This window comes from Nocardiopsis sp. TNDT3, from assembly GCF_003427465.1.
Lineage (GTDB): Bacteria > Actinomycetota > Actinomycetes > Streptosporangiales > Streptosporangiaceae > Nocardiopsis > Nocardiopsis dassonvillei.
This window is the reverse complement of sequence record NZ_QPFC01000660.1, coordinates 1-10,683: the sequence shown is the minus strand read 5'-3', so window position 1 is coordinate 10,683 and position 10,683 is coordinate 1. Positions and strand designations below refer to the sequence as shown.

Here is a 10,683-nt window from a genome sequence, read left to right as displayed (position 1 = left end):
TCGACCTGGGTCCACCTGACCGGCAACTCCGGACGACTTCCTCTACGGGTTGAGGACCAGTTCGTCCGTGGCGGCCGCGCGCACGGCCTCCTCGGTGACCGCGAACGGCAGGGTCTCACCCCGGCTCCACGGCTCCAGCTGGTCGTCGTAGTTGGGGTGGAAGGCGTGTCCGGAGTTGCCGGTCAGGTGGACCCAGGTCGACGCGTCGCGGTCGGCCAGGTCCACCACCATCCGCATCGACGGCACCGCCGTGATCGCGTACCCCGCGGTCGGGTCCCAGCCCGTGGCGTTGACGATGCTGGCCCCGCCCGAGCTCTCCACCGGGCCCCGGTTGAACAGCCACTCGACCGGACCGATGCCCGACGTTCCGAACGACTCGTGGGTCGCGGTCAGGGTGTGCAGGTCCCCCCAGCGCCAGTCGGCGGGGTCCCCTCCCAGCAGCTCGGTCAGCTCCTGGGCGGCGGCGTCCATCGCCGCGGCCAGCACCTCCTCGCGCCCGCTGGCCTCGGTGCCCCGCCACCAGTCCGAATCGGGGTCCTCCAGCAGCCGACCCACCACGTACATCCCGCGCGAGCTGCCGCTCATGGTCAGCGGCTCCAGTTCGTCGAACAGCAGCGGCAGCAGGTGGCGCCAGGTGGCCTGGTAGAACGCGGCCCCGGCGGAGTCGGTCCCGGTGAACAGGTCCCACTCCCGCAGCTGTTCCTGGGCCCGGGCCGTGACCCCGTCGACGTCCGCCTCCAACAGGTGCGGCACGACCCCGACCGCGCCGCCGTGGAAGGAGTCCATGTGGATGCGCGACATGTCCTCACCGGTCACCGGCCCCTCGCCGATCGCCTCGGTGAGCAGGTCGTTGATCCGCTGGGACCGGTACCCGTAGTCCCAGTCACCGGTGAGCATGTGCTCGTAGTCGGCGTCCACGACCGACTGGTTGGCGGTGACGATGACGCCCGACTCGGGGTTGTACACGCTCGGCAGCTCCTCGAAGGGGAGGTACTCCCCCCAGTCGTAGGCGGAGTCCCAGCCGGGCGCCGGGTAGCGGCCGTCGCCCTCGCCGCGCACCGGCACCAGGCCGGGGGCCTGGTAGCCGATGTTCCCCTCCTCGTCCGCGTAGACGAGGTTCTGCGCGGGGGCCTCGAACCGGCTGGCCGCCTCACGGAAGTCGTCCCAGTCCCGGGCCCGGTTCAGCGCGAAGATCGAGTCCGCGGTCCTGCCCGGCTGGAGCGCGGTCCACCGCAGGGCGACGGCGTACTCGCCCTCCTCCGCGCCCTCCAGCTCCGGTTCCTCCGCCAGCGCCTCCAGGTTCGCGCCCGCGGCGGTGTCGGACAGCAGCGGCCCGTGGTGGGTGGAGCGCACGACGATGTCGACGTCCTCGCCGCCCGCGACCCGGACGGTCTCCTCACGGGTCTCCAGCGGCCGGGTCCGGCCGTCGACCACGTAGCCGTCGCCCTCGATCCGTTCCACGTACAGGTCCATGACGTCGGGGTTGAGGTTGGTGAACCCCCAGGCGATCGACTCGTTCTGCCCGATGATCACGCCGGGCAGGCCGGAGAAGCTGAAGCCGCTGACGTCGTAGGGGCACGCCTCGGTGAGCTCGGTGCAGTGCAGGCCGATCTGGTACCAGGTGGAGGGCATCGACGCGCCCAGGTGGGGGTCGTTGGCGAGGAGGGGCAGCCCGCTCTCGGTGTGCTCGCCTCCGACCACCCACGAGTTGGACCCAAGGTCGGGGCTGGTGCTGGGACCGAGCATCGAGGGCAGTGACGCCGCGGTGGCGGCCACCCCGGTCAGCGCGGTGACGGCCTCCTCCGGCAGCTCGGGGGCGCGCCGTTCGTCGGCCTCCCGCAGGTCAGCCTCGTCGGAGCCCTCGGAACCCCCGGACTCCCCGTCGGCCCCGGCCTGACCGTGCTCGTCGGTGTCGGTGATGGGCAGGTGCTCCTCGTGGGGGTAGGCCGGGTACAGCTCCTCGATCTGCTCGCGGGTCATCCCGGCGTCGAGCAGCTGGGCGCGCTCGGTCTCCTCCGTCATGTTGCCGCCCAGGTCCCAGGCCATGGCCTTGAGCCAGGCGAGGCTGTCGACCGGCGTCCACTCCTCGATCTCGTGGCCGCCGTTGAGCACGGAGAGCAGCCCGTACTCCAGGCTGGCCTTGGTGCCGTCGTTCTCGGCCAGCCAGGCGTTGACCCCGGCCGCGTAGGAGTCGAGGTGGGCCTGCGTCTCCGGGGCGAGCAGCTCGTACTCCTGCTCGGCCACGTGCCGCCAGCCCATGGTGCGCAGGTAGACGTCGGTGTCCACCTGGTCGGGGCCGAACAGTTCGGCGGTGCGCCCGGCCGTGACGTGGCGGCGGAAGTCCATCTCCCAGAAGCGGTCCTGGGCGTGCGTGAAGCCCTGCGCCATGAACAGGTCGTGGGTGTTGTCCGCGTAGACGTGGGGGACGCCGTGCTCGTCGCGCAGCACGGTGACGGAGGACTCCAGCCCCGGGAGCGGGAGTTCTCCCGATGTCTCCGGGAACGACCTCCGGACGGTCCATATCCCCAGGAGCGCGCCGACCAGGGCCAGCACCACGACCGCGGCGAGGAAGCCCAGAAGTACGCGAACAAGGACACGCTTACGCATTACACCCATAGCGGAACCCTAGGGTGTCCGCGGTCACAGTCTCCAGGGCCGGAGTGCCGCACGGACCCAATTGTTACCAACTGGTAGGTGACGGGGGGGCCGAACGTCGGCTGACACGAACCACCTGGTCAGAAGCGGACAGTCGCCCGGTGGGATCCGTGCTGTCCGCAACCGGTCGTGTCCGCCGCGCGGCACAGGTCGTGCCCGCCGCGCGGCACCGGGCGGTGCCCGTGGTGGACGCCGCTCGTGACATGCTCCCGCGGGACTCAGCCGACCGTGTCGAGGTAGACGCGTATGACGGCGGCCAGGTCCGCGAGGTCGTCGGTCGGCTCATGGGCGGGCTGGGCGAGCTGGACCGGTTGGATGGGATCGGCCAGCAGGTCGCCGCCCGGCACGCTGGGAAGCGGGGGCATGTAGGGGCGGACCAGCGCGCCGGAGTCCTCGTCGTCGCGGGGACGGGGAAGGGGGACGCGGATCCCATCGGTGTGAGGGGCGAGCGCTCGTGTGAGCTGGGAGCCGCGCTGCGCGTGGGCACGTCGCTCGCTGGTCAGGGGCGTGGGCGGTAGCTCCCGGCGCCGGGGCGGCGGCGTGAGCGCGACCCTCTCGCGGCGGGGGCGCTGGGGGACGAACACGTAGGCCAGGGCTACGGCCAGCACGGCGGCGGTCAGCGCCCACACGCGTCCGGCCAGGCTCTGGCGGGGCCTGCGGTGTCGGCCGGTAGGGTTTTCCACGGTCTTCCTCCTGGTTGGTTCAGGTGGTTGATCGAGCCCCGGCCCGGTGTTGGCGCACCGGTCGGGGCACTTTGCTTCCTGTTGCTTTGGGACGGGTGTCCTGGGCTCCGGCGAGGCGGTGTCTCCCGCTCCGGTGGCGGTGTTTTCTCAGACCGCGACGGTGCCGTCGTGGTCAGAGACGGGCGCGTAGGGGTCGATGTGTGCCCATACCGTCAGGGGTGTTCCGAGCTCGCCAGTCCAGCCCCACCGCACGGACAGGCGGTCCACCAGGCGCAGACCTCGTCCACCGACGCGAAAGTCGTCGCTGTGCGGTGACAGGCGGGGCAGGCATGCGGGCCGTTCCGGTCGCGGGCCGTCGTCGGTGACCGCCAGGTGGATGAGACGGGCGGGAAGATGCCGCATCTGGATCTTCACCCGGCCACCGGGAGCCCCGGATGCGGTGTGCAGCCAGGCGTTGGTCACCAGCTCACTGACCACGAGCACCAGGGGAAAGGCCAGGTGTGCCTGCACTCGCGCACCTCGCTGGCACCAGCTGCGGATCTGCGCCGCCTGGGTCACCTCGGACCCGAAGAACGCCGTGCGCACCCCGGTCCCAGCTCCTGTTCCACACCGACGTGGCAACTCGCCTCTCATCGCCTCCACCGACCGCCTCGGTCGCGGAATGTTGTACCCACGACCCTCAGCCGAGGGCCAGCCCAGGGGTGAGCCGTTCGAACTCCTCATACCTGTACCTCCTCAGAGACGAAGTCCAGAGCGGGGTCGTCCCCGCTCCAGCGCCCGTGACCACCCGCACGAAGACCACGGCACCGAAAGTGATGACCCGGGTACACCGTGCACTCCCTCGATGATGCTCTAAAGGAAATTTCCTGGCAACTGTTTCCAGGAAATATCTTTGAATGGGGCTCGTGGATACCCACGGGCGGGATACTGGTTGAACACGCACACCGCTGAGGGAGGATCCACCCCATGCCGCAGGAGCAGCACGGCCCGATCGCCAGCCGCCTTCTCCTCGGCAAGGCCCTACAGCAACTGCGAAACGAAGTCGGCATGAGTGGGGCCGAGGTCGCCAAGGAGATGGGTTTTGGAGCCGCTAAGCTCTCCAAGATCGAGCGCGGTCAGGCCCCCATCACCAAAGCCGACCTCCACCTGTTCTTCGAGGTGCTCAAGGTCAGCGAGGACGTGCGCCCCACCCTGCTCGAACTCGGAGCACAGTCCCGCAGGCCACGGCGCAACCGCACCAACACCTTCGAACAGGAGCTACCGGGCAAGAACTTCGAGAGGTACTTGGGGCTCGAAGAGATCGCGGTCGGCATCAAGGACTGGCACCCGTATCTGATCCCCGGTCTTCTACAGACCCCCGAGTACGCCCACGCCCTGATCTCCGCGAACCCGCTACTCCTCCCCGACCAAGTGAAGCACCTGGTCCAACTGCGCATGGAACGACAGCGCGCCCTGCGTCGGGAGAACGAACCCCTGCAACTGTGGTCGATAGTGGAGGAGTACGCGCTCCGCCGCGTCATCGGGGACAGACAGACACGCGACGACCAGCTGCGCCACCTGCTCACGATGGGCCAGAAGCCGAACATCAACGTCCAGGTCATCCCCGAATCGGCGGGCGCCCACGCGGGACTGGACGGAGCCTTCGCCATCCTCGACGCCGGGGTCCACCTGCCACCTGTGGTCTACATCGACAGCCGAGGAATGAACACCTACGTCGAGGGCGTCACCGACCTGGCGGCCTACAAGGCGACCTACGACCAGATCCAGTCCGCCGCGCTCTCCCCGGTACAGTCGGCCTCAATGATCACGGCGGTTCTGGAGGAGTCACGATGAAATGGACGAAGTCGAGCTACAGCAGCACGGGGGCGACTTGTGTCCAGGTCCGTTCGTTGCGAGGCGGCGTGATCGAGATCGGGGACACCAAGAACCCCGCCGGGCCCACGCTCACCGTCCCCCACGCCGACTGGGAGTACTTCCTCGACCAGGTCGCGACAGGAGGAACCATCTTCAGACGCCTGCGCGCCGTGTTCCTCCCTGACGGCGGCTTCACCCTCACCGACACCGCCATCCCCAACTCCCCCATCCTGACCTATACCAAGGCCGAATGGGACGCCTTCCACGCGGGCGCCCTGGCCGGTGAACTGAAGGGCGAACACCCACGTGGCGTTCCCGTCTCCATATAGACAGTACTGAACGGGATCGGTCAGTGGTTTGCGCCCGGTGCGGAAGGTTTCCTCAGCTCTCGGGACCCTTGCCTTGCTCCATCGCTCAGACGACTGCGCTTCGTGCAGATGGACCAAGGCCTTAAAAAGGTGCGAGGGCACTGAGAAAAAACGCTTTAAAAGCGCATTTCCGGTGAATTATTTATTCGAAATATATTCTTGCTTTCGACTTGTATGCTACTGTTTTATTTTTCCTATTTCTGATTAGATTTAGGGCGCAATAGGAGAAGAGTCGATTCTATGCTTTCTGCGGCTTCCCGGGGGTCTTCATGCTCCCAGAAGCGAGCGACTGTCCATCCCGCCGCGCTTAAGGTTTCATTGGTGTTGGCGTCACGAGCTCTGTTGTCCTCAATTTTCGCTTGCCAGAATTTCGCATTTTTTTTCGCTGGACGCATATGTTGAGGGCATCCATGCCAGAAGCATCCATCTACAAAAACGGCCAATTTTTCCTTGGGGAAAACAATGTCGGCCCTGCGCCGCATTCCCTTTATGGGGCTTTTATCGACTCGGTATCGCAAGCCTTTCGAGTGGAGTGCGGAGCGCAGGGCAAGCTCTGGTTTTGTATCTCTACCGCGGTTAGCGATCATGACAGCGCGAGTCGCATGGGAAGACGATTTAGACCAAGGAGGAAGGGGCTCTTCGGTCAGCAGGCCCCGTTCCCAAGCGCGCTTCCATGCTTCACGTAGGTTCGCTTGGCGTGTGCTATGCGATACTTCTCCAAGATATATCTCGGGAGACTTCCCTTTTTCCGACCAGCGCAATACCGCTCGGATTCGCCGAGTTTTTTTGTAAATCCTAAGCGCTACAGATGCTCGCGCGAGGTGGCCGTCATCGAGAGCCACTATCCTTCGATGACGCCCGCCAGCAGCACGGTCCTGCTCGGCTGTAGGTGATATACCTCTGGAGCGCTTGTAAGCTCGCTCGGGAGGCATTTTTTCATTCCAAGTGCTTTGCTGCGAATTCATTTTCCGCTCAGTGTCCCGCGCTATTCAAAGCTTCTGTGACTGCTTTAGCGAAGAACTTTCCGAGAGTAACTGGAACGGCATTCCCCAATTGCCGCATTTTTTCTCCACGCGGGCCCGCGCCCTGCCACTCATCAGGAAATGTCATCACGCGTGCTGTTTCACGTACGGTCATGTATCGATGCTCATAGCGCCACCCACTCTCAGCGCTTGAGTCGCGCACGAGTTTGTCGAGTAGCATAACTGACTCTCCACCGGGTACACCATGAACACCTGCCTTAACCGTCTTGGCGGGACGGTCGAGTTCGTTTGGAGTATGCCCCTTGTAGATGCGCGCCGATGGCCAGCCGATGTGATCGGAGATGCCAAGGTGCGCTGCTTGCTCAGTTTTCCGGTCGAGTTTGTTCAGGTCAATGGGAGGAAGTGTAGGCAACACGGTATCTGTCCCATTCCCTTGAATAGCGTCGCGAAGAGTCCGCCACGGGGCACAATCATCTTCCTCGATGATTTTCGGAAGACTGGCCTGTACACGCTCACGGACGTGTCCTGGAACGTTGGGGTGGCGTTGCCAGTAGGCACCGTTGTCATCTTTCATTGACCTATACAGTGCAGCAGATGAAAACTGTGGAGTTTTGACATACTTCTTGAAAGATTCGATGTCTACGCCGAGGTCAGCGCGGAAGGCCACAAGCACAACTCGGTGTCGGATTTGCGGAACACCGTAATCGGCGGCATTAACAGCTACTTGAATGACATGGTAGCGTTGGTCATCTCTGTCATTAGCTGGGCGCTGTGCTATGAGACGTTCGAGCTGGGCGTTATGAACCTGCCAACGGTCACTTTCTTCGCGTTCGACGAATGGGAGTTCCAGCTCTCGCTGGATATATCTGAAGTATTCACTGAAGGATGGCCGGAGTAGCCCTCTTACGTTCTCGCAAATGACAGCCTTGGGCTGCATCTGGCGGACTGCCTTGAACATGGCCGGGAACATGTTCCGCTTGTCTTCATCACCCTTCGCGACACCCCCAGCACTGAATGGTTGGCAAGGGGGACCCCCAGCGAGTACATCCACTTTTCCGTGAAGTCCACTGAGGTCCAGCTCCTGTACATCGCCCGGATACAAAGGAGCGGGTTCGCCAGGCGCTGGAGCGCTCGGCTTCCGGTCCTGTGTGAGGGCGATGCCATCATGGCCGAGGGTCTTCATCGCGATCGCTTCGAGCGTTTCACAAGCGCGAGCATTGAACTCATTGAACAGAAGTGGACGGAAGCCAGCCTGGTGGACCGCCATGGCTAGGCCTCCGCCACCTGCGAAAAGCTCAACGCTGGTGCGTGTCCTGGATATATCTTCGTGCTGTTCAGTCATGGTAGAAGCATACCGCGGAGCAAGCGCACTCGGAGCCGATCGGGCAGACTGGGGATCCGATGATCTCTCGAGGGTGTCTGAGATCATCCACATGGACAGGTGAGTAAGAGTAGGGGTGTAGATGAAACGGCAGCCGGAATCGAAGGATGGGTCCTCTCACCGGGCAGACTTCAGGCTCAGTATCACTAAGGCGTTGAAGGATCAGCTTGCCCAAGCTCTCGCGGAGTTGGAACCAGTCTCTCTTTCTATAGACCGGATCGAAGAGCTGGAGCGCCGAGGTGGTATTTACCAGCTATACCACAACGATAACTTCGTTTATGTGGGGAAGGCCGACAAAAATCTTCCTCAGCGGATCGCAAAGCATTTTCGAAAAATTTCTGGCCGCCAGAACATTTCTATCGAAGAGATGAAGTTCACTTGCCTTTATGTTGATGAAGACTTTCCGGCAGTGGCCCCCGAAAAGCTCCTTATCGCAACCTATAGGGAGCTGGGTGGAGTACCTTGGAACACTAACGGTTTTGGCAATAATGATCCTGGTCGCAGAAGAGACGAAACGGTGATCAAGGTGAATCATTTTGATTTTCAGTATCCTATCGATCTCGGTTGCGCTGTGCATGGCTTTGAGTCGGGCATAATTCCCCTGCGTAAGTTGCTGGCTAAGTTCAAAAAGGAGCTCCCGTATAACTTTCGTTATGCGGTAAAGGATCTGGGATCCATGGGTGATGTTGAAGTCGCCTTGAAGGAAAGTGACCTCAGTGCTAGTGATGTACTTAGCATGATTGGTCAGTCGCTTTCCGAAAAATGGCAGATTGCTGTACTGCACGGCTATGTCATTATGTATCCCGATAGGAATCGAAACTATCCGAGCGCATGGCGATACTATCGAGATGGTGGTATCCAAGAGGTGATTCCTCAGGTTGATCAAGATCAAAGTGAAATCCCTGAGGAGGATGGTCGTGATGAGGAAGACTAGCGTCTTTTATTTTTTGCGGCACTAGTTCTTCGCGAACGACATAATCAGAATGGGGCAGGTTTAGAGTCGGATGTGAGTGTTCCAGGGCCACCCTATGGCTCGCTCGATTTTGAGTTCCGGAGCGAGCCTGGGCGGTAAGTATTAACAGACAGCATCGCCTTGTTCCAGAGTAGAGCGTGGACGGTTGACGCGACCGACCATCCGTCTTCCTGTGGACAACCGCGATTCGGTACGGCGGACCGCCCGGAACCAGATTGGGCCGCCGAACGGGATGGTATGTGACCGCCAACTGGATGCGTTGATGGGGCGCGGGCAGCACGGCCGGACCGTGCTCCGGGTCGCCTCCGCGCCAAGTCTTCGTCAACACTCCGTCCCGCTCGCGGTGACACGAGGCGGTGTCCTGGAAGCCGGGCGTCCCGTCTGACAGCCTCGAACGCGCCGTCGATGCTTTGGGGGAAACGCGATGGACATGCCCGTGGTGAACTCGTGCCAGGTGGACGCCTGCGCCTACAACACCGACCACTCCTGCCACGCACTGGCCATCACCGTGGGAAACTCCTCCCACGCCCAGTGCGACACCTTCTTCGACGCTGGTGACCAAGGCGGCGACCCCGTCGCCACGGGCCAGGTCGGCGCCTGCAAGATGTCGAACTGCGAACACAACGTCCAGCTGGAGTGCCAGGCCCCGGCCATCTCCGTCGGGTACGTGCACCAGCAGGCCGACTGCCTCACCTACGCGCCCGCCTGAACGGCGCCGCGCACCGGCTCACTCCGCGGCCCCGGGCGCCACGCCCGGGGCCGCTCCGCGTTCCGGCCCGGTGTCCGGGTCCTTCCCCGCTGTCCCTCAGACCTTCCGGCCCGCCTCCGCGGCCTCGCGGCGCAACCGCTCCACGACCAGCGCCGCGGGATCGTCGCTGGCCGCCCGGAACCCCTCTCCCGCCCACAGCGCCATGCCGCCGGGGTCTCCGGCCCGGGCGGCGGCCGCGCGCAGCGGCTTCGTCATGTGGTGGATCTCGGGGTAGGCGAAGGGCCTCCGCGGGTGCTCGGCGATGAACCTGTTGGCCAGGCCCCGCGCCGGACGGCCGGTGAAAGCCCACGTCACGGCCGTCCCGGTGTACGCGGGATCGGCCAGCGCGGCCTTGTGGACCGGGTTGGCGCCGCTCTCGGGACAGCGCAGGAACGCCGTGCCCAGCTGCGCGGCGGCGGCACCCGCGTCCAGGGCCCCGGCCACGTCGGCCCCGGTCATGATCCCCCCGGCGGCGATCACCGGTACCTCCACCGCGCCGACCACGTCCGCCAGCAGCTCCCGCAGCGGCAGACCTCCGTTCCCGACCGGGTCGAACGCGCCGCGGTGGCCCCCGGCCTCCGTACCCTGCGCGCACACCCCGTCGGCTCCGCGGGCCACGGCCTCGCGCGCCTCCCCGACCGTGGTCACGGTGACCACCGTGGCACTGCCCGCCGCGCGCAGCCGCTCCAACACGGCGGCCTCCGGGCAGCCGAAGGTGAAGCTCACCACCGGCACGGCCGCCCGCGCCAGCAGGTCGATCTTGGCCGCCCACGCGTCGTCGTCGTGCACCGGGGCGCCGACCGGCGTCCCGTACCGCTCGGCCTCGGACTCCAGGTCGCAACGGTAGGACGCCGCCACGTCGGGGTCGGAGGGCGGGCCCGGCACGAACACGTTCACCCCGAACGCGCCGACCCCGGCGTCGCGCACCGCCCCGAGCTGGTCGGCGAGGACCTCGGGGGCCAGGTACCCGGCGGCGAGGAAACCCGTTCCACCCGCTCCCGCCACGGCCGCCACCAGCGCGGGCGTGGCGGCCCCGCC

Annotated in this window: 10 protein-coding genes; 4 read left to right on the top strand and 6 right to left on the bottom strand. The window is 64.5% G+C overall.

The window, feature by feature from the left end; genetic code table 11:
• Window positions 1-42: 42 nt before the first annotated feature.
• The 3 genes from DQW06_RS16660 to DQW06_RS16650 all read right to left on the bottom strand — a co-directional run bounded on the left by DQW06_RS16660 (window position 43) and on the right by DQW06_RS16650 (window position 3,923).
• Entirely contained in the window at window positions 43-2,607 is a 2,565-nt protein-coding gene (locus tag DQW06_RS16660) for a penicillin acylase family protein (protein ID WP_198662467.1), read from the bottom strand.
• A gap of 266 nt (window positions 2,608-2,873) precedes the next feature.
• Window positions 2,874-3,338, bottom strand: coding sequence for a hypothetical protein (locus DQW06_RS16655; protein ID WP_117198881.1), 465 nt, complete (start codon window positions 3,336-3,338; stop codon window positions 2,874-2,876).
• A gap of 147 nt (window positions 3,339-3,485) precedes the next feature.
• Complete coding sequence (locus DQW06_RS16650; RefSeq protein ID WP_117198880.1) at window positions 3,486-3,923, bottom strand: ATP-binding protein; 438 nt, start codon at window positions 3,921-3,923, stop codon at window positions 3,486-3,488.
• A 381-nt stretch (window positions 3,924-4,304) separates the two neighbouring features.
• Here DQW06_RS16650 and DQW06_RS16645 point away from each other — a divergent pair, with 381 nt between their 5' ends.
• The gene (locus DQW06_RS16645; RefSeq protein ID WP_117198879.1) at window positions 4,305-5,171 is read left to right on the top strand and encodes a helix-turn-helix transcriptional regulator; all 867 of its coding nucleotides are present in this window, start codon (window positions 4,305-4,307) and stop codon (window positions 5,169-5,171) included.
• A complete protein-coding gene (locus DQW06_RS16640; RefSeq protein WP_117198878.1) occupies window positions 5,168-5,521 on the top strand; it encodes a DUF397 domain-containing protein in 354 nt (117 codons plus the stop codon). Before DQW06_RS16645 ends, DQW06_RS16640 begins: the two co-directional genes overlap by 4 nt.
• 233 nt (window positions 5,522-5,754) lie before the next feature.
• On the opposite strand, the gene DQW06_RS29910 is transcribed toward DQW06_RS16640, so the two are convergent.
• Window positions 5,755-6,492: a very short patch repair endonuclease gene (locus DQW06_RS29910; protein WP_198662468.1), complete on the bottom strand. Its 738-nt coding sequence runs from the start codon at window positions 6,490-6,492 to the stop codon at window positions 5,755-5,757.
• A gap of 40 nt (window positions 6,493-6,532) precedes the next feature.
• Window positions 6,533-7,885: a DNA cytosine methyltransferase gene (locus tag DQW06_RS16630; RefSeq protein ID WP_117198876.1), complete on the bottom strand. Its 1,353-nt coding sequence runs from the start codon at window positions 7,883-7,885 to the stop codon at window positions 6,533-6,535.
• A 193-nt stretch (window positions 7,886-8,078) separates the two neighbouring features.
• On the opposite strand from DQW06_RS16630, the gene DQW06_RS16625 reads away from it, so the two are divergent.
• On the top strand, window positions 8,079-8,858 hold the full coding sequence (locus DQW06_RS16625; protein ID WP_198662466.1) for an Eco29kI family restriction endonuclease: 780 nt from the start codon (window positions 8,079-8,081) through the stop codon (window positions 8,856-8,858).
• A 463-nt stretch (window positions 8,859-9,321) separates the two neighbouring features.
• Window positions 9,322-9,606, top strand: coding sequence for a DUF1540 domain-containing protein (locus DQW06_RS16620; protein ID WP_047871199.1), 285 nt, complete (start codon window positions 9,322-9,324; stop codon window positions 9,604-9,606).
• 96 nt (window positions 9,607-9,702) lie between these two features.
• On the opposite strand, the gene DQW06_RS16615 is transcribed toward DQW06_RS16620, so the two are convergent.
• The coding region (locus DQW06_RS16615; protein ID WP_117198874.1) for a nitronate monooxygenase at window positions 9,703-10,683 on the bottom strand (981 nt) is incomplete at its 5' end.

Coding starts and splice junctions, on each gene's coding strand:
- DQW06_RS16645 (WP_117198879.1), top strand. CDS start 4,305: ATGCCGCAGGAGCAGCACGGCCCGATCGCCAGCCGCCTTCTCCTCGGC.
- DQW06_RS16630 (WP_117198876.1), bottom strand. CDS start 7,885: ATGACTGAACAGCACGAAGATATATCCAGGACACGCACCAGCGTTGAG.
- DQW06_RS16620 (WP_047871199.1), top strand. CDS start 9,322: ATGGACATGCCCGTGGTGAACTCGTGCCAGGTGGACGCCTGCGCCTAC.
- DQW06_RS16660 (WP_198662467.1), bottom strand. CDS start 2,607: ATGCGTAAGCGTGTCCTTGTTCGCGTACTTCTGGGCTTCCTCGCCGCG.
- DQW06_RS29910 (WP_198662468.1), bottom strand. CDS start 6,492: ATGCCTCCCGAGCGAGCTTACAAGCGCTCCAGAGGTATATCACCTACA.
- DQW06_RS16640 (WP_117198878.1), top strand. CDS start 5,168: ATGAAATGGACGAAGTCGAGCTACAGCAGCACGGGGGCGACTTGTGTC.